Annotated in this window: 21 protein-coding genes; 9 read left to right on the forward strand and 12 right to left on the reverse strand. The window is 42.9% G+C overall.

Annotated features, from left to right (window positions below):
* The first annotated feature begins 200 nt into the window (after positions 1-200).
* Complete coding sequence (locus FKZ59_RS01620; RefSeq protein WP_141600986.1) at positions 201-1,148, forward strand: alpha/beta hydrolase; 948 nt, start codon at positions 201-203, stop codon at positions 1,146-1,148.
* 166 nt (positions 1,149-1,314) lie between these two features.
* Here FKZ59_RS01620 and FKZ59_RS01625 read toward each other — a convergent pair whose 3' ends face one another.
* The 4 genes from FKZ59_RS01625 to FKZ59_RS01640 form a co-directional block, all read right to left on the reverse strand.
* Positions 1,315-1,542 (reverse strand): YneF family protein, encoded by a 228-nt coding sequence (locus FKZ59_RS01625; RefSeq protein WP_141600987.1) that lies wholly within the window; start codon positions 1,540-1,542, stop codon positions 1,315-1,317.
* 335 nt (positions 1,543-1,877) lie between these two features.
* A complete protein-coding gene (phaC, locus tag FKZ59_RS01630) occupies positions 1,878-2,993 on the reverse strand; it encodes a class III poly(R)-hydroxyalkanoic acid synthase subunit PhaC (RefSeq protein ID WP_141600988.1) in 1,116 nt (371 codons plus the stop codon).
* A 10-nt stretch (positions 2,994-3,003) separates the two neighbouring features.
* The gene (locus FKZ59_RS01635) at positions 3,004-3,783 is read right to left on the reverse strand and encodes a beta-ketoacyl-ACP reductase (protein WP_141600989.1); all 780 of its coding nucleotides are present in this window, start codon (positions 3,781-3,783) and stop codon (positions 3,004-3,006) included.
* 50 nt (positions 3,784-3,833) lie between these two features.
* A complete protein-coding gene (locus tag FKZ59_RS01640) occupies positions 3,834-4,286 on the reverse strand; it encodes a polyhydroxyalkanoate biosynthesis repressor PhaR (protein WP_141600990.1) in 453 nt (150 codons plus the stop codon).
* Positions 4,287-4,500: 214 nt separating this feature from the next.
* Here FKZ59_RS01640 and phaQ point away from each other — a divergent pair, with 214 nt between their 5' ends.
* Both phaQ and FKZ59_RS01650 read left to right on the forward strand, forming a co-directional pair.
* The gene (phaQ, locus tag FKZ59_RS14875; RefSeq protein ID WP_141600991.1) at positions 4,501-5,097 is read left to right on the forward strand and encodes a poly-beta-hydroxybutyrate-responsive repressor; all 597 of its coding nucleotides are present in this window, start codon (positions 4,501-4,503) and stop codon (positions 5,095-5,097) included.
* Between the two features lie 77 nt (positions 5,098-5,174).
* The gene (locus FKZ59_RS01650; protein WP_141600992.1) at positions 5,175-5,669 is read left to right on the forward strand and encodes a hypothetical protein; all 495 of its coding nucleotides are present in this window, start codon (positions 5,175-5,177) and stop codon (positions 5,667-5,669) included.
* Positions 5,670-5,782: 113 nt separating this feature from the next.
* Here FKZ59_RS01650 and sirA read toward each other — a convergent pair whose 3' ends face one another.
* Positions 5,783-6,208, reverse strand: a complete 426-nt coding sequence (gene sirA / locus FKZ59_RS01655) for a sporulation inhibitor of replication protein SirA (protein ID WP_141600993.1) — start codon at positions 6,206-6,208, stop codon at positions 5,783-5,785.
* 312 nt (positions 6,209-6,520) lie between these two features.
* On the opposite strand from sirA, the gene FKZ59_RS01660 reads away from it, so the two are divergent.
* From FKZ59_RS01660 to FKZ59_RS01680, 5 genes are all read left to right on the forward strand, one after another.
* Positions 6,521-6,880, forward strand: coding sequence for a lmo0954 family membrane protein (locus FKZ59_RS01660; protein WP_141600994.1), 360 nt, complete (start codon positions 6,521-6,523; stop codon positions 6,878-6,880).
* Positions 6,881-7,522 carry a PspA/IM30 family protein gene (locus FKZ59_RS01665; protein WP_141600995.1) on the forward strand — a complete coding sequence of 214 codons (642 nt, stop codon included), beginning with the start codon at positions 6,881-6,883 and terminating at the stop codon, positions 7,520-7,522.
* Between the two features lie 86 nt (positions 7,523-7,608).
* Positions 7,609-8,292 (forward strand): cell wall-active antibiotics response protein LiaF, encoded by a 684-nt coding sequence (gene liaF / locus FKZ59_RS01670; RefSeq protein WP_246045768.1) that lies wholly within the window; start codon positions 7,609-7,611, stop codon positions 8,290-8,292.
* The gene (locus FKZ59_RS01675) at positions 8,289-9,368 is read left to right on the forward strand and encodes a sensor histidine kinase (protein ID WP_141600996.1); all 1,080 of its coding nucleotides are present in this window, start codon (positions 8,289-8,291) and stop codon (positions 9,366-9,368) included. Before liaF ends, FKZ59_RS01675 begins: the two co-directional genes overlap by 4 nt.
* Positions 9,361-9,999: a response regulator transcription factor gene (locus tag FKZ59_RS01680; protein WP_141600997.1), complete on the forward strand. Its 639-nt coding sequence runs from the start codon at positions 9,361-9,363 to the stop codon at positions 9,997-9,999. The genes FKZ59_RS01675 and FKZ59_RS01680 overlap by 8 nt, the downstream gene beginning before the upstream one ends.
* 199 nt (positions 10,000-10,198) lie before the next feature.
* On the opposite strand, the gene tkt is transcribed toward FKZ59_RS01680, so the two are convergent.
* The 5 genes from tkt to FKZ59_RS01700 form a co-directional block, all read right to left on the reverse strand.
* On the reverse strand, positions 10,199-12,190 hold the full coding sequence (gene tkt, locus FKZ59_RS01685) for a transketolase (RefSeq protein ID WP_141600998.1): 1,992 nt from the start codon (positions 12,188-12,190) through the stop codon (positions 10,199-10,201).
* A 126-nt stretch (positions 12,191-12,316) separates the two neighbouring features.
* Positions 12,317-12,547, reverse strand: coding sequence for a DUF896 domain-containing protein (locus FKZ59_RS01690; RefSeq protein ID WP_141600999.1), 231 nt, complete (start codon positions 12,545-12,547; stop codon positions 12,317-12,319).
* Positions 12,548-12,613: 66 nt separating this feature from the next.
* Entirely contained in the window at positions 12,614-13,276 is a 663-nt protein-coding gene (locus FKZ59_RS01695; protein ID WP_141601000.1) for a YneB family resolvase-like protein, read from the reverse strand.
* Positions 13,276-13,443 (reverse strand): hypothetical protein, encoded by a 168-nt coding sequence (locus tag FKZ59_RS14595; protein ID WP_181733127.1) that lies wholly within the window; start codon positions 13,441-13,443, stop codon positions 13,276-13,278. Before FKZ59_RS14595 ends, FKZ59_RS01695 begins: the two co-directional genes overlap by 1 nt.
* A gap of 3 nt (positions 13,444-13,446) precedes the next feature.
* Positions 13,447-13,608 (reverse strand): LysM peptidoglycan-binding domain-containing protein, encoded by a 162-nt coding sequence (locus FKZ59_RS01700; protein ID WP_141601001.1) that lies wholly within the window; start codon positions 13,606-13,608, stop codon positions 13,447-13,449.
* Between the two features lie 167 nt (positions 13,609-13,775).
* On the opposite strand from FKZ59_RS01700, the gene lexA reads away from it, so the two are divergent.
* Entirely contained in the window at positions 13,776-14,393 is a 618-nt protein-coding gene (gene lexA / locus FKZ59_RS01705) for a transcriptional repressor LexA (RefSeq protein ID WP_141601002.1), read from the forward strand.
* 42 nt (positions 14,394-14,435) lie between these two features.
* Here lexA and FKZ59_RS01710 read toward each other — a convergent pair whose 3' ends face one another.
* On the reverse strand, positions 14,436-15,149 hold the full coding sequence (locus FKZ59_RS01710) for a gamma-glutamyl-gamma-aminobutyrate hydrolase family protein (protein ID WP_342777674.1): 714 nt from the start codon (positions 15,147-15,149) through the stop codon (positions 14,436-14,438).
* A 104-nt stretch (positions 15,150-15,253) separates the two neighbouring features.
* Positions 15,254-16,006, reverse strand: a complete 753-nt coding sequence (locus FKZ59_RS01715; RefSeq protein ID WP_141601004.1) for a prepilin peptidase — start codon at positions 16,004-16,006, stop codon at positions 15,254-15,256.
* Positions 16,007-16,010 lie beyond the last annotated feature (4 nt).

Consider the following 16,010-nt stretch of genomic DNA (forward strand, 5'->3'; position numbering starts at 1 on the left):
TTTATTCCCGTCTATAATATCAACACGATTCATATATCTTGAAAATAAAAATCAATCAAAATAATCGTGTAATTTTATTCTATCAAAAGTTATGTTATTTTTTGTTAAAATTCCTGCTATTTTTACGATATTTGCGATATTTCAGATGATTTGTAATAGAATTTATTCATATCCACTATACGCCAAGGAGGTGCCTCTCTATGAAACAACAAAAGAAAAAAAGAAAAATCCTTTGGTTTTCAACGATTGTAACGGCCATCGCAAGTATTCTGACAACGGTTTTCGGCTTCGCTTTGACAAACCGCCTTATGTATATCAAGAAAAAAGATGATGATTTTATTTTAGATCGCGAGCTCAAAGCAAACCGTTTCGATGAAAAATGGTTCAACAGCATTAAGAAAGATGAGTTTACCATCGACTCCCCGAACGGCTATCCGATCAAAGGCATCTTTTTGCAGCCTTGCCCTACGAAAAATACGGTCATCATTTGCCATGGGGTTACGGAAAATAAAATCAATTCTATCAAATATGCGCGGATGTTTGAAAGACTCGGATTCAATTCCTTTGTTTACGATCACCGGAGACATGGCGAATCCGGAGGGAAAACAACAAGTTACGGCTTTTATGAAAAATTCGATTTGGCCGCGGTAGTGAAAACCGTCCGCGCCGTCATCGGAGAAGATGCCATTTTGGGCATCCACGGGGAATCCATGGGGGCTGCGACAATGTTATTATATGCCGGAACGATTGGAGATGAAGTGGATTTTTATATTTCGGACTGCGCCTTTTCGGATTTCGAAGAGCTTTTGCGGCATATCGTCAAAAATTCAACCCGCATTTACCCGGACATCCCGATTCATCTGGCGGATTTCTTCATCCGTTTCCGGGACGGATACCGGTTTAAAAACGTCGCACCTAAAGATGTGGTGAAAAATATCAAAAAACCTGTATTGTTCATCCACAGCATCCCGGATACGTTCATTCCCTGCAAAATGACGGAAGAAATGTACGAGTTGAAGGAAGGTCTGAAACAATTAAAATTATTTGAGCGCGGAGCCCATGCCCAATCCTTTAATGTCAATCCGTCTGAGTATGAGGAAACGGTGCGGAAGTTCTTGCAAAGGTTTGTGCTGGAAGGAAAAAGGTAAAAGGCAAATAACCGGAAAACCGTCATTTATAAATGACCGGGACTATTTGATCGGCCCTGTTTCCAAAGGGCTTTTTTATTTCTGTCCCGCATTGCAGCCTGCAACCAAAAATAAAAAGGTTATCCCTCTTCAGAAATAGCTTCCGATGGAGGACAACCTTTTATGATTACTTCTGTTTGTCATATATTTTATTTAATTGGGCCATCATTTGACGCACTTGTTTTTCAGATGGCTTACGTCCCATTTGGGCCATCATGACGCGAATCATTTGTTCATTGATCGGCGGATTTTCTTTCAAATATTTCATCATGTATTGACGGGCCGAATAAAACCCTAGGGCTGTTCCAGCGATGAACGCAAGCACAATAATTAAAATCCATACCCAAGTAGCCAAGTTAGAAACCTCCCTCTCATCTTATGCCGAGAAAAACTCTCCACGTTGGATTATACACTATTCATACTATCGATTCTAGCTTTTCCCGGCTTTTTCTATTCGAACATATGATACATACCTTATGTATTGTAACCAAATTTTTATATAATATAAAGATATTTTCCTAAAATAGAATATTCGAAATTTTCGTATTTATTTTCCTGTATCTGTTTCTTTCTATCAATAAAGAAAAATCCGGACTTCTTTGAAACTCTCTGCACGGGAATTTCAAATATCGTCCGGATAAAACTAAAGGGGTAAATTTAATGGGGATTTTTATCAAAGATCAATAATTCTTATTTCGAATTTTCCGTAATCCATTGTTCAATATAAGGGTATCTTTCGGCAACCGCGCGTTTGCCGGTGATGACGGAAACATGCCCCGCATTGACGACATGCAACGTTTTATTTTTGCTGGAGACTTTGTCGTTCAAAGGTTCGATTTGTTGCGGCAAAACGATATTGTCGCGGGTCGCCACAATATTCAATAAGTTCGCCGTAATGTTTGACAGCAACACCCGTTCACCGCGGATCACCAATTCATCGTTTATCAATTTGTTTTCTTGGTAAAAGTCGCGAATCCATTGGCGATAGGCTTCTCCCGGGAAAGGAACCCCGTCATTCAGCCATTTTTGCATCAACTTCCAATTTAACACCTTATCTTCATTATCAATGTTGGAAGCGATATTGACATAAACACCTACAGTATTCGATAGCGGATTTAACAATTTATTTCCAAAATCAATGAAATCGCTTGGAACATTGCCCAAAGTTTCTACAATATTATCCAGTTTGAAGTAGCGCTTATCCAGCCACTTCGTGTAAAGTCCCGCATCTTCGAAATCGATCGGGCTTGTCAATAATATCAGATTGCGGATCGGCAATTTCTTCTGGTAAAGCGCCGTAAAGATTGCGGTCATGGTACCGCCCATGCAGTAGCCAAACATCGTGATTTCCTTGGCTCCTGAAGTTTTGAGCACTTTTTTGGCTGCTCTCGGAATGTAATCAACGATATAGTCTTCCAGTTTCAAATGACGGTCTTCATAGCCCGCTGTTCCCCAGTCCAACAGATATACATCATGGCCGCAGTCCGTCAAATACTCGATAAAACTGTTTCCAGGATACAAATCTAAAATATACGGTCGATTGATCAATGCGTAAATGATCAAGATTGGCACTTTGTTCGTTTTTTCTTTATACGGCTGATAGCGGTACAATTTCGCTTTATTTTTTGTCCAAATCACTTCTTTCGGCGTTTGGCCGACTTCCGGTTCCGGATCCGTAAACAATACTTCATTAAAGCGTTTCAGTTTTTCCAGCGTTTCAAATGCCTGATTTTTTGGCAGACTTTCAATCCATTCTTGTATTGGTGTTGTATCTAGCGTAACCACATAATCCCTCCCAAGAGTCATTCAAGAAGACTTACATATACAATCCGCCGTTGACGGCAATTGCCTGACCAGTGACATAATCGGCTTGCACAAGGAATAATACCGCCTGGGCCACTTCGGCCGGTGTTCCCAAACGTTTCATCGGAACTTTTGCAATAATATTGTCGAGCACCTCTTTCGGCATAGCCGCCACCATTTCCGTTGCAATATATCCCGGGCACACCGCATTGACTGTGATGCCTTTGGAAGCAGTCTCTAAAGCAAGGGATTTGGTGAACCCTAAAATCCCGGCTTTTGTCGCGGCATAGTTTGTTTGTCCAAAAGCGCCGGCCTGGCCGACAATTGAACTGATGCTTACAATGCGGCCGTAATTTTGGTCAAGCATATGTTTGATGACAGCTTTCGTCGCATTGAACACTCCGTTCAAGTTAACGTTGATGACGGCATCCCATTCTTCTTTTGAAATTTTTCTGAATGTACGGTCTTTCGTGATTCCCGCATTATTGATCAAAATATCGATCTTTCCAAAATTCTCCACCACTTCAGAAGCGAGTCTCTCCGTATCATCGAATTTCGCCACATCCGCTTGGATTACGCGAAATTTTCCGCCTTCTTCTTCAATGACTTTTGCCACATCCTGGATATGTTTCGGGCTGTTGTTATATGTGCCGACCACCGTCGCACCGTTTCTGGCCAACACTTTTGCGATTTCCGCCCCGATTCCGCGGGATGCCCCTGTTACAATAGCGACTTTTCCTTCCAACGGTTTTAAAGCATTGACTTTCTCTACTTCAAATACTGTAGTTGCCATAAAACAGTCTTCCTTTCTTAATATATTTTTCTATCATTATCTGAATACTATTATTTAGAAACCGCTTTGTTGGCTGCTGCCGCAACCGAAGTCTGTGGCTCTTCAGTGGTTTCCAGCGACTTATTTAACAAATCAATGACTTTATCCAATTTCTTTTCCAAGGATGCAACAGATTTTTTGAGTGCATCTATTTCTTTGAATATCCGCTCCCTTTCCTCATCAAACTCGTCTTCCAGCTGATCAATCTTGGAATCCACATTAACGATGAGGGATGCGACATTCGCGATTTCATCACGGGTAGGAATATTTGCTTGCTTTAAATAGGATTCTGTCATTTTATTGACAAGTTCCTGATATTGAACATATTGGCTCTGGATTTGTCCTAAACTTTCAGCAAAGGATTTCTTTTCAAGCGTTTCCTGAATGGCATCCTGCCAGACGCTTTCGGTTCTGTTATAGATTTCTTTCCATAATGCGAAGACATCAAAAGAAGATTGGGACAATGAGAATCATCTCCTCTACAAAATTTTTTCATTCTGTAAAACAACATATTCTAATATATTATTTATGCTTTTTTTTCATTCTTATGAATAATTTACAAAATTATGAACTTTTTTGAAAAATAATGATTAAATTTTCAAAAAAAAGATTGACAAAGTGCTGCATATATGTGTAAATTACATATATAAGTAAATAGCAGAAGGCGGTGTAATAATATTGGTATCGAAAGATGAAAAAAAGAAACCAAAAAGTCCGAGTATTGGCGCGCCGAAAAATTTCCTGATTCCAATCATGTTGTTGCATTTGCGTGAATTTAATACCCATGGTTATGAATTGATGGAGAAGATTACTAAGTTTGGGATCGAATCTTTGGACCACGGTAATTTCTATCGTCTATTAAGACAGCTTGAAAAAGAAAACTTGGTGACTTCTGTATGGGATACAAGTTCCGGCGGCCCTGCCAAACGCATTTATTCCATCACTGAAGCCGGTGAAAAATATCTGGATATGTGGGCCAATTCTTTAAGTGAATATCAAAAACTGTTAAACCAATTTTTCAACTTATATAATCCATTCTTTTCAACCGGCAGCGGCGGGACAAAAAAGGAAAACAACAGCACTACAAAATCGCAGCAAAAAGTCGAAGCAACTACCGAAAACAAAACGAAAAAATCATCCGCACCAGCAAAAGCAGCCTCATCCAAAGCAAAATCCGCAGCATCATCCTCGTCAAAACCTAAAACTGCCCGCACCCGCAAAACCAAGACACAGACAGCAGCAACACCTGAGCCTCAAGAACAGCCTGGAGTCTAATTTTGGGATGTATGCATTGCAAAATGCATTCATTATAAATTAAAATTTTGCTTTAAATTAAAGGAGGAAATTAAGTAATGGCAAAAGAGCAAATTGCAAAAGGTGTAGATTTAGTATGGGACAGCTGGGTTAATAGCTTAAAAACAATCGAAAAAGTGCAGGAAGACTTCGAAAAAAGAACTCTGCAAGCATTCAATGTGCAGAAAGAATTCATTGAATCTGCGGTAAATGCCATCAATGCCGTTGAAGAAGAAGCGAAAAAAGCTTCAAAAGAATGGCAGGAAAGACTTGAAAACAGCTTAAAAGAATTCGGCAAAGAAGGCCAATTTGATGAAATTTCAAAATGGCTTGAAAGTGTCCAAGAAATCACGGACAAAGCCCAAAACTTGGCCTGGAAGCCGAACAACGCGCTTTTGGATCTATTTGCGAATGCGCAAAAACAAATTGAAATCACTCTTCAACAAGCCATTGAACAGCAAAAGCAGGAACGGATTGAAACATTGAACAAAATCGAAGAAATTGCGAACCAACTGAAAGAAACCCATAAAAAACTGTTAGCTGTTGCAGATTAATATTCAATCTTATTCCATTGCGTGAATCATATCCCCTTTGCATAAATAAAATCCCCTTATTCCCCGTAAAACCCTGTTGAACTTTTTCAAGTCAACAGGGTTTTCATGTTTTATTAATAGGAAGCATATTTCACCGGCTTCAACCAGCCGCATTCATATTCCTCTTTGTTGAATGCAAGGAACGAATTATTGATCTGGCTTAAACATTGGAACAAATCCAGATCCAGCATGCGGGATCCTTCACAAACCGCTTCAATATAATATTCGAAAACTTTGATTTTGATTCGTCCTTTCAACTTATGTTCAAATCCCAAATAATCGTCCATCCAATGCATTTCCGGAAAACATTTTTGGAGATGCTGATAGATTTGCGCTTCAATTTTCCCTTCCATCGGTTCGCAAATATAACTTAATTGTTTTCTTGCAGAGGACTCCTCTTGATCATCAATTTTTGCTACCATTTCCAAGAGCATTCTTTCTCTCCCGAAAACAAACGACTGATATTGTTTCTTTATGTTAAAGATTGAATAGATTCTCATCTCTTTGTCCTCCTTCCGGCCATTTATTTGATTCCATTATAATTGAAAGATTTTGAATTTTTTGTCAAAACTTGTCCCTATTGCAGATTTTTTTTTGTCAAATTCCGGGGAAATACCATTTTTTTAATAAAATAAATCTATTTTTTCTCTCTCAAGTCCATAGAAACTATCCATTTGAAACTTCTATTTCCCGCTTTTCAAAGTCTTAAAACCGCTCCGTCTCAAGACTGAGCCGAAAATACAGTTCCAGGTCGTTTTGAGAAATGATGCGGACTAGTACCATAAAAGTACAAAGAAGAAAGGAGAATCAAGATGAAAAAACTGCTGTTATTGCTTGCGGCTATTGTTTTGGTTATCATCGCCCTCAGCACCTTGGGGCCTTTAATCGGACTGGCTTTTGCTTTGGCCCTCGTATTTCTTGGCATGCATTATTACATCAAAAGCCGTTCTGTTGCCGGCAAAATGCTGTGGATCCTGATCGGACTGATCGGGCTTGTGATGGCCGTATCCAATGTTCCGGCGCTCTTGGGACTTGCGGCAATCGTCCTTCTATATGTGCTTTACCAAAAATGGAAAGGAGAAGAGGTTTCCTTTTCCGGCAAAGAACAGGATGACCCTTTCACAAATTTTGAAAATGAATGGTCCAAATTACAAAGCAAGGAGAGATTTTAAATGATGAGTTTATTGAAACGATTCCGTTATACGTTGGAGGCGGATTTGCACGCTCTTCTTGATCGAAAAGAAGAAAAAAATCCCATTAAGATGCTGAACCAATATATCCGGGAAGCCGAAAAAATGACGGAACAAACGGGGAAGCTCCTGGAAAGACAACAACGTTTAAAAGAAGAGCTGGAACAAAAATTAAAAGATACGGAAATGATGCTGAAGAAAAGAACAAACCAGCTGGAACTGGCAAAGTCAAGCGGCGAAGAGGATTTGATTTGGTTTGCGATGCAGGAAGTTGAAGCTTATAAAAACCGCCACATTACTTTGAGGGAAAGCTTGGAACAAGCAAACAGGGAATATCTTCAGCTGGAACAAAAATATGAATTGATGAAGCATAAAATTGAAGATATGAAAGTCCGCCAACTGCAATTGATGGGAAAAGAAAATGTGGTAAGGGCGAATGTGAAGATGGATCAAGTCTTCGAATCCAATGACCTGGATTTTCAAAATCTCTCGGCTTATATCGATCAATTATCCAAAAAGGTTGAGAAAAACTATGAATATTCCCTATTGGAAACCCGTCTTGCCCTCTTGGAACAAAACCAGGCAGCCGGCAATCCTTCCTCGAAGGAAACGGTTGAGCCGTGATATAATGTTAAAAAATAAAGAAGGGAATTTTCCCTTCTTTTTCAATATTGATCATTTCGTTTGTTCAATTTGAAGGAGGAACCACTTTGACCAGTTTCACGACGAAACAGATGATTTCTTTGTTTTTCCTTTTGGTGCTGATTGTATTCGTAGAGCTGACCATTTTCAATAATGGTGGTGCCCTCTTTCTGATTATTGGGGCGTTTTTGCTTTATCGGAGTTTTTCGAAAGGAAAAAAAATCTATTTTTGGCTGGGCGCCTTTTTTATTTTTCTGGCGGTTTTAGCCCTTTGGAGCCTGCGTTTTTTCATCGTCTGCTTATTAATATATATTCTCTTTAAACAAACCACAAGCCGCCAAAAAGAAGTGAAGATCGACGCCGGGCATCCCGAATTTGGCACAATCCAAAAAAACGAGCTCATTCTGCCCTCTTCATGGCCGATGGAAAATTACAAATGGCAGGATCTGCTGCTTCAAAACTTCCTCGGCGATTTTACGGTCGATGTGACAGAGACCGTTTTGCCGGCCGGAACCTCCGTCATAACAATACGCCAGGGAATCGGGAAAGTCCGGATCATTTTGCCCTATGAAATTCCTTTTCGACTTCAATATTCCACACTGATCGGGGAAGCGAAAATATTGGACTATCCGCCAAAACGCCTATGGAATGAAAAGCTGACTTTCGAAGACGGCAATCCGGATGAGTCGAAGAGGAAGCTGGTCATTCATGTGGCCGCCTGGCTGGGGGATGTGGAGGTGAACCGGAAATGATTTCACTGATTTTCCGCACCTTTGCCATTGCCCTGATTCTTCTTGGCATGTGTTTCGGGCTTTTCTACCTATTATATGGCATTCCTGATGAATCAACCTGGAGCCCTTTGTGGGAGTATTATTATCATGATTTTCCGTTGTTTGCCATCATAATTACCGGTACATTCATCATCAGTTTCTGCATCAGCTTATGGTGGTTCATTACGGAAAAAACAAAAGAAATCATCACCTTGAATTATGTAAAGCAGCTGCCGGAACCCGAAATGCAAGTGAAACGGAATGTTTCCTATCCGCTCAGAAAAGCTCTGAAAGAAACGAATGAATTAATCGAAACGCAAAGAAAAAGCCTGCAGCGTTTATCCAATGAGAAGGCGGAAGCAAACGACAAAATCATCCAGGAGCGGATTGTCGCGGAACGGCAAAGGCTGGCGCGGGAGCTCCACGACTCCGTATCGCAGCAGTTGTTTGCCGCTTCCATGTTATTATCGGCATTGACGGAAACGGAAACCCCGCCGGAAGAAACCAAACAGAAGCTGAATCAAATCGAAAAGATCGTGCAGCAGGCCCAATTGGAAATGCGCGCCTTGCTGTTGCATCTCCGCCCGATCGCATTAAACAACAATACATTGGCACAAGGGCTCAAAGATTTAATTTTAGAGCTCAAACAAAAAGTCCATTTTGACATCGACTATCAAATCGAAGAAATCCAATTGTCGAAAGCGGAGGAAGATCATTTATTCCGCATCGCCCAGGAAGCATTGTCCAATACCCTCCGCCATGCAAAAGCCACCGAAGTGGAACTGTTGTTAATCGAAAGAGACCAGTTGGCGATTTTAAGAATACAGGACAATGGACGGGGGTTTGATCCAACCGATGAAACCCATTCCACTTCCTATGGATTAAAAAATATTGCCGAACGCGCAGTGGAAATTGGTGCCAAATACAAAATTGTATCCGTTCCCGGCGAAGGGACCATCGTTGAAGTGAAAGTGCCTTTGAAAAAAGAGGATATGCCGCCTTATGAGGAAAAATCGTTGGAAAAACAGGATGGAACGGGAGGCGAATCGGATGATTAGAGTATTCATTGCCGATGATCATGAAATGGTCCGCATCGGCGTTTCCGCTTATCTTTCCTCCCAGCCGGATATGACGGTCGTCGGGGAAGCGGAGAATGGAAAAGAAGCGGTGGAAAAAGTGCTCCAGCTCAAACCGAATATCGACATTATTTTGATGGATAATGTGATGCCCGTCATGAACGGGGCGGAAGCGACAAAAGAAATTTTGAAAGAATGGCCGGAAGCGAAAATTATGATTGTGACAAGTTTCCTCGATGATGATAAAGTATACCCCGCTTTGGAAGCCGGCGCCACAAGCTATATCCTGAAAACGGCCAATGCGAAGCAGATTGCCGAAGCGATTCGGAAAACCGTCCAAGGCGAACCGGTCCTTGAACCTGAAGTGACATCGAAAATGATCCACCGGATGCGGAATGCGGCCAGCCGTCCCCTTCATGAGCAGTTGACCGACCGGGAAATGGAAGTTTTGCTCTTGATGGCGCAGGGAAAAACGAACCAAGAAATAGCAGATGAGCTGTTCATCGCTTTGAAAACGGTGAAAACGCATGTAAGCAACATCCTTGCAAAACTGGAAGTGCAGGACCGGACACAAGCCGTCGTGTACGCTTTCCAACACGGGCTGGTGAAATAGGGAATCGATGGCGATTTCTCATGGACCATCCATATGCCGATTTAACGGACAAGGATCCAAAATTGTTTACATTCCATACGGAACGATTAAGATGAAAGGATTCCACATCAAAGGAAGTTTTCCCCAAAAGGGTACATGTCTGTTCCCCATAAAAACAAAGGCTCCCTTCTTTTTACAGAAGGAAGCCTTTGTTTTTATATTATAAAGCTTTCACTTTATTGACAACATTGTCCACGGTAAATCCGTATTTTTCCATCACAATGTTTCCTGGCGCGCTGGCGCCGAATTTGTCGATGGCAAGGATATCCCCTTCAGCACCGACATATTTATGCCAGCCCAAAGAAGATCCCATTTCAATCGCCAAACGTTTTGTCACCGCTTTTGGCAATACGGATTCCTTATATTCGTCGGACTGTTGATCAAACCGGTCCATGGAAGGCATGGAGACGACCGAAACATCGATGCCTTCTTCGCGCAATTTTTCCTGCGCTTTCACGGCCAAAGCGACTTCGGAACCAGTGGCAATCAAAATTGCGTCAGGTGTTTCTTTCGATGCCGGTGATACCACATAAGCACCTTTTGCAACGCCATCTTTCGCCAGAGTTGCCGTGTTTTCAAGAACAGGCAGGTTTTGGCGGGATAGTACCAAAATCGTTGGCCGATCTTTGGATTGGATCGCCAATTTCCATGCTTCGCGTGATTCGTTTGCATCCGCCGGACGGATGACGGAAACGTTCGGCATCGCGCGGAAGGATGCCAAATGTTCAATCGGCTCGTGCGTTGGGCCGTCTTCGCCGACCGCAATGGAATCATGGGTAAAGACATATGTCACCGGCAATCCCATCAAGGCTGATAAGCGGACGGCAGGGCGAACATAATCGGAGAATACAAAGAAAGTTCCTCCGAATACTTTAAGTCCCCCGTGCAGCGCCATGCCGTTCAAAGCTGCGCCCATCGCAAACTCCCGCACGCCAAACCAAATATTGCGTCCTTCAGGTGTTTCAGCTGAAAAATCGCCGCCGCCTTTGATCGTCGTTTTGTTTGAACCCGCAAGATCGGCGCTTCCGCCGAAGAAATATGGGATTTTTTTGGCAAGCGCGTTGATCGCTTCTCCGGAAGAGGAACGGGTCGCGATGGATTTTCCTGCTTCATACACAGGAAGCTCTGCATCAAAGTCTTCCGGAAGTTCATTATTTATGGCTTGAAGAAACTGTTTCGCCAATTCCGGATATTCTTTTTGATATGCTTCAAATTTTTTGTTCCATTCCGCTTCGGCCTGTCCGCCATTTTCCTCTACTACTTTGAATGTCTCATAGACTTCGTCCGGAATTTCAAACGGCTCATGTTTCCAACCGTAAAATTCCTTCGTTAATTTCGCTTCATCCGCTCCAAGCGGCGCACCATGCACATCGGATTTTCCCGACTTATTCGGGGAACCGTAGCCGATGATCGTTTTTACTTCAATCAATGTCGGTTTTCCTGTGGATTGCTTCGCTTTGGCGATCGCTTCATTGATGGCATCCACGTCTGTGCCGTCTTCCACACGGAGATAATTCCATCCGCACGCTTCAAACCGTTTTTGAATATTTTCCGAAAAAGCTTTTGAAAGATCGCCGTCCAATGAAATATCATTGGAATCGTAAAGAACGATCAATTTTTCCAGTTTCAAGTGTCCCGCCAATGAGATGGCTTCTGCCGCTACACCTTCCATCAGGTCACCGTCTCCGCAAAGGGCAAACGTATAATGGTCGACAATGTCAAATCCCGGTTTATTGTACATCGCTGCCAAATGACGCTCAGCCATCGCCATTCCTACGGCCATGGCAATCCCTTGTCCAAGCGGCCCCGTCGTTGCCTCCACACCGGCTGTATGGCCATATTCCGGATGTCCAGGCGTTTTGGAACCCCATTGGCGGAAATTTTTAATTTCTTCCAAGTCCAAATCATAGCCGCTTAAATGGAGAAGGCTATATAACAGCATGGAGCCATGTCCCGCGGAAAGAATGAAACGGTCACGGTTGAACCATTTAGGGTTTTTAGGATTATGGCGCATTTGTTTTGTCCATAATGTGTATGCCATCGGAGCCGCACCCATTGGAAGTCCCGGATGTCCCGAGTTCGCTTTCTCAATGGCATCAATAGACAGTGTCCGGATCGCGTTGATTGCTGTTAAATCCGCTGTAGTTGTCATCATTTACATCCTTTCTCGTGCAATTATTGTCCCGTATACAGTTTAGACAACATTTTCTTGGAAAACAATCTATTTTTATGGAATCTCATATTTTCTTGCACATTATCTTTCGGCATGGAGGCTTCTCTAATTCAATCGGTTGCGGCGGAGCTTTTTTATTTTTTCAGGTGTGACATCATTTCCTTCGATGTCAAAAATTTGCACATTTTCGATGGTCTTTCTGAAATGTTCACGGAAAGCTTCCAAATATTCCTTCCGAAGCATTGTGCGTTCTTTTGCTTCTTCTTCCGTCAATTTTCCCTCTCTTGCTTTTCGCGTCAATTCATTGATCCGGGCAATTTTTTCTTTTGGCAACATTTCATTCACACCTTTCCTTTTCAATACATAAAAGAATATGCAAAAAAGGCTTGAAGTGCAAGCAATTTAGTCTTCAAGCCTTTCTTGATATTCCATATATCTCCGGTGCACTGTCGCTTTGCTTACATCATAGCCCAACCCTCTTAAAGTGGAAGCGATTTCCTGGAATGTCAGCCCTTTTTCCCTCAATTTGACGATTTCTTCGACAGGAACCTCAATGCGGTCCCTTCCTTCCCGTTTATGCCTGTTTTTAAAGTTCCGTTCGGGCCGATAGCCGTTTTCCACAGCACGGCGCATTCCCCTTTTGATTTTTGCATTGTGGATTTTTCTCTGATATTCTTCGATAATCGCCAATATCTCGAGAAGCATTTCATCCATTTCATTCAATGTCATAGGCCCTGCATCGTTGAGGGAATAAACTTCCGTTCCGGATTTTTTCAGCAAATGCAGAACCGCCACCCTTGCGTGTCCGCGGCCCAAGCGTGTTTCATCCTGCACGAAAACGGCGGCAATCTTCTGTTCCGTGATAAAATCCAGCATTTCCAGCAATCCATCGCGGTCAACGTCATAGCCGCTATGGCGGTCTTCAAAAATGCCTGCCACTTGGAACCCCAGTCTTTGGGCATAGCGGGACAGTTCTTCTTTTTGGCGTTTCAAGGAAGTTTCCTGTTCATTTTTATCGGTGCTTACCCTCGCATAAATCACCGCTTTATCATTCCGGATTCCCATTATCGTTTGCTCGCTACCTTTACTTCTTGAATTTCATCATCTTCATCAATGGCGATATAGATTGCATCATCAGGAATTGGTATCATCAAAGTTTGTCCAGCGAAGATCCTTTCGCCTTCAAGATTGTTTTCGGCGACAACATTGCGGATCCATGCCTCCCTGTCCATCTTTCACTTATAGCGGTCCGCCAGCGTCCAAAGGGTGTCCCCTTCTTTTACCGTAATCGGTTCGTAGGAAATATCCCCTTCATCTGTAATGATAATATAAGCAATAATCAATAAAGAAACAATTCCCAAAATCATGATATATTGCTTTTCTCTCAACCAGCGCATGACTCTTTCCCCTTTTTACGAATATTTGTTCGGAATATCTGTTCTTACTTTAATGCGAACACACGTTTCTTGTCAAGACTTTTTTCGAACCTGTGTTTGCATTCCTGCATTTTTACTGCTATACTAAATGTAAAATATGTAAAACTATTCACATTGAGGTGACCAAAATGGAGAAGCTTTCAAAAAGGCAGAAAGAGATATTGGAATTTATAAAAAATGAGGTACGGGCGAAAGGGTATCCTCCATCCGTTCGTGAAATAGGTGAGGCGGTTGGGCTTGCCTCCAGCTCAACAGTACATGGTCACCTTACGCGCCTTGAACAGAAAGGATATATCCGGAGAGACCCTACTAAACCCCGGGCGATTGAAATATTGGATCTAGAAGAGGAGCCCCAAAGACAGTCCGTGATCCATGTGCCTTTGGTGGGCCGGGTAACCGCCGGGCAGCCGATTACGGCGATTGAAAACATCGAGGAATATTTTCCTTTGCCTGCTGCATACGGATCGGACGATGATCAGCTGTTTATGCTGGAAGTAATGGGGGACTCCATGATCGAAGCGGGAATTTTGGACGGAGACTATGTTATCGTGAAAAAGACTTCCACCGCAAACAATGGGGAAATTGTTGTGGCAATGACGGAAGATAATGAGGCGACGGTGAAAAGATTCTATAAGGAAAAGGACCATTTCCGCCTGCAGCCCGAAAATTCGGCCATGGAACCCATTATTGTCGATAAAGTCACGATTTTGGGAACAGTGGTGGGTCTTTACCGAAAATTTCATTAATTCATTTTATTGGGAAAGAAAGGGGCTAAAACGGCCCCTTTTCTACTTTTCTTTTCTGCATGCCGCAATAAATGACCGGAACAGGGCCAATGACATCGGGTCCCCATTTACGGCCAACGCTTCCGGATGCCATTGGACGCCGAGGCAAAACGGCAATGTTTTATGTTCTGCCGCCTCCACGATGCCATCGCTTGCCACCCCGACGATCGCCAGGTCCTTTGCGGCTTCTTTAATGGCCTGATGATGAAAGGAATTGACCGCTATCTTTTTCGTATTGGCGATTTTGTACAATTTGCTGTCTTCCCGGAGATGGACAAAATGGGAAGTTTCATGCCGGAGAGAAGTTTGGGAATGCAACAAGGTTTCCCGTTTCTTTTGGGCGTAAAGATCCTGATAAACCGTTCCCCCCAATGCGACGTTCAATATTTGAAGTCCGCGGCAAACCGCTAAAATGGGAATCTTCTTTTGGATTGCCGCTATTGTCCATTGGATTTCCCGTTCATCCCGTTCGGTGATCACCCTGCCCAGGCGGGGAAGCGGTTCCTCTCCATAAAGGATCGGATTAATATCCCCCCCGCCCGAAAGAAGCAAACCGTTAATTGTGTTGATGATGCGTTCGCCATCATCTTCCCCTGCATACGGCAGGCCTACCGGAATCCCCCCGGCTTCCATCACCGCCTTCACATACGCTTCATTTAACCGGTAAAATCCTTCATCCCAATCCATGGTAATTCCGATGATCGGTTTGATGGGGATACCTCCTCATAAGCCTTTTCTGTAATATATTCGATTCCGGGAAAAGTTTAGAGCTGCAAAAATAAAAAACACCGCCCATTGCCAAAAGCGACGAGCGATGTTTTTTAAAACAAATTCCAATACCACCGGATGATGGAATCTCCGTAAAAATAAACAATGATTGCGGCAACGGCGATGGAGGGGCCAAAAGGGACCGGATTTTTCATGCCCTGCTTCCTCATCTTCAACACCATAATGCCTGCAAACAAGCCGATGATGGAAGATAAAAATAATGTCAGCACGGTCTTCACGGTCCCCAGCACAAGGCCGATCAATAAAAACAACTTGATGTCGCCTCCGCCCATGCCTCCTTTCGAAACGACCGCAATCCCCAAAAGGATCGCAAATCCGATTGCGGCGCCGAGAAATGCATCCCACCACGGTTCAAGCGGTGACAGGAACCGGCCAAGGATGATTAACGGCAAAAAGAACAGAAGCACTTTATCCGGAATGATCATATATTGAAAATCGGATACAACGATAATGACCAATAATGAGATGAACAAAAGCGCCACGGCCAATTCAAAGGACCATCCGAGCCGCAAGTAACCGAAAACAAACATAAAACCCGTTGCAAGCTCGGACACCACATAAACCGGCGAAATCCCCGCGCCGCAAGTTCTGCATTTTCCGCGCAAAAGGATGTATGAAAACACAGGAATCAAATCAATGGCCGTCAGACGTCTTTGGCAATGCGGGCAATGGGAAGGAGGATAAATGATGGACTCCTTTTTCGGCACCCGAAGCCCGACCACATTATAAAATGAACCTAATACAATTCCAAAAAGGAAGAAAAAGATTGAGTACACGATTTCCATGAAA

This window comes from Ureibacillus terrenus, assembly GCF_006569205.1.
In the GTDB taxonomy this organism is placed as follows: domain Bacteria; phylum Bacillota; class Bacilli; order Bacillales_A; family Planococcaceae; genus Ureibacillus; species Ureibacillus terrenus.

Bases quoted from the DNA above. Each gene is read 5' to 3' on its own strand.
- sirA (WP_141600993.1), bottom strand. From the start codon at position 6,208: ATGAGAATCTATTCAATCTTTAACATAAAGAAACAATATCAGTCGTTT.
- FKZ59_RS01700 (WP_141601001.1), bottom strand. From the start codon at position 13,608: ATGCGCTGGTTGAGAGAAAAGCAATATATCATGATTTTGGGAATTGTT.
- lexA (WP_141601002.1), top strand. From the start codon at position 13,776: ATGGAGAAGCTTTCAAAAAGGCAGAAAGAGATATTGGAATTTATAAAA.
- FKZ59_RS01650 (WP_141600992.1), top strand. From the start codon at position 5,175: ATGGCAAAAGAGCAAATTGCAAAAGGTGTAGATTTAGTATGGGACAGC.
- FKZ59_RS01635 (WP_141600989.1), bottom strand. From the start codon at position 3,783: ATGGCAACTACAGTATTTGAAGTAGAGAAAGTCAATGCTTTAAAACCG.
- FKZ59_RS01715 (WP_141601004.1), bottom strand. From the start codon at position 16,006: ATGGAAATCGTGTACTCAATCTTTTTCTTCCTTTTTGGAATTGTATTA.
- FKZ59_RS01680 (WP_141600997.1), top strand. From the start codon at position 9,361: ATGATTAGAGTATTCATTGCCGATGATCATGAAATGGTCCGCATCGGC.
- FKZ59_RS01660 (WP_141600994.1), top strand. From the start codon at position 6,521: ATGAAAAAACTGCTGTTATTGCTTGCGGCTATTGTTTTGGTTATCATC.
- FKZ59_RS01665 (WP_141600995.1), top strand. From the start codon at position 6,881: ATGATGAGTTTATTGAAACGATTCCGTTATACGTTGGAGGCGGATTTG.
- FKZ59_RS01690 (WP_141600999.1), bottom strand. From the start codon at position 12,547: ATGTTGCCAAAAGAAAAAATTGCCCGGATCAATGAATTGACGCGAAAA.
- FKZ59_RS01695 (WP_141601000.1), bottom strand. From the start codon at position 13,276: ATGGGAATCCGGAATGATAAAGCGGTGATTTATGCGAGGGTAAGCACC.
- tkt (WP_141600998.1), bottom strand. From the start codon at position 12,190: ATGACAACTACAGCGGATTTAACAGCAATCAACGCGATCCGGACACTG.
- FKZ59_RS01620 (WP_141600986.1), top strand. From the start codon at position 201: ATGAAACAACAAAAGAAAAAAAGAAAAATCCTTTGGTTTTCAACGATT.
- FKZ59_RS14595 (WP_181733127.1), bottom strand. From the start codon at position 13,443: ATGGACAGGGAGGCATGGATCCGCAATGTTGTCGCCGAAAACAATCTT.
- FKZ59_RS01675 (WP_141600996.1), top strand. From the start codon at position 8,289: ATGATTTCACTGATTTTCCGCACCTTTGCCATTGCCCTGATTCTTCTT.
- phaC (WP_141600988.1), bottom strand. From the start codon at position 2,993: ATGACTCTTGGGAGGGATTATGTGGTTACGCTAGATACAACACCAATA.